The sequence below is a fragment of the Pseudomonas sp. EA_65y_Pfl1_P113 genome (genome assembly GCF_963970525.1).
In the GTDB taxonomy this organism is placed as follows: Bacteria; Pseudomonadota; Gammaproteobacteria; order Pseudomonadales; family Pseudomonadaceae; genus Aquipseudomonas; species Aquipseudomonas tritici.
Window position 1 is genome coordinate 1 of the sequence record NZ_CAXAQM010000332.1, and the last position, 535, is coordinate 535.

Consider the following 535-nt stretch of genomic DNA (forward strand, 5'->3'; position numbering starts at 1 on the left):
GATTCCGACGATCGCGAGGCTGCGAACCGCGCGCGCGGTGAACTTGCCGAAGGTGCGGCCCAGTTAATCGAACCCGCGATTGAAACCGCGCGCAAAGCGCGTGCCCCACCCGCGCCAACCCGGCTTAGGCTCCTCGTCATGCTTTGGCTTGAGCACCATCGCCGCGAGGGCGGGCGACAGCGTCAACGACACAAACGCCGAGATTGCCGTCCCCGACACGATCGTCAACGCAAACTGCTGATAGAATTGCCCCGATATGCCGGGAATGAAGCTGGTCGGAATGAACACGCCGCACAGCACCAGCGCGATCGCGATCAACGCGCCGGACACCTCGTCCATCGTCTTGTGCGCTGCCTCGCGAGGAGAAATTCCCTCCTCTTCCATCAAGCGTTCGATATTCTCGACCACGACGATTGCGTCATCGACGACGATGCCGATCGCCAGCACCAGCCCGAACAGCGAGAGGTTGTTGAGCGAATAGCCGACGGCCGCCAGCACCGCGAAGGTGCCGATCAGCGAGACCGGGATTGCCACG

At 62.6% G+C, this 535-nt stretch carries 1 pseudogene; it reads right to left on the reverse strand.

Annotated elements, in window-relative coordinates:
- Window positions 1–69: 69 nt before the first annotated feature.
- Window positions 70–535: pseudogene (locus AACY52_RS29900) on the reverse strand (efflux RND transporter permease subunit); the annotation flags it as partial.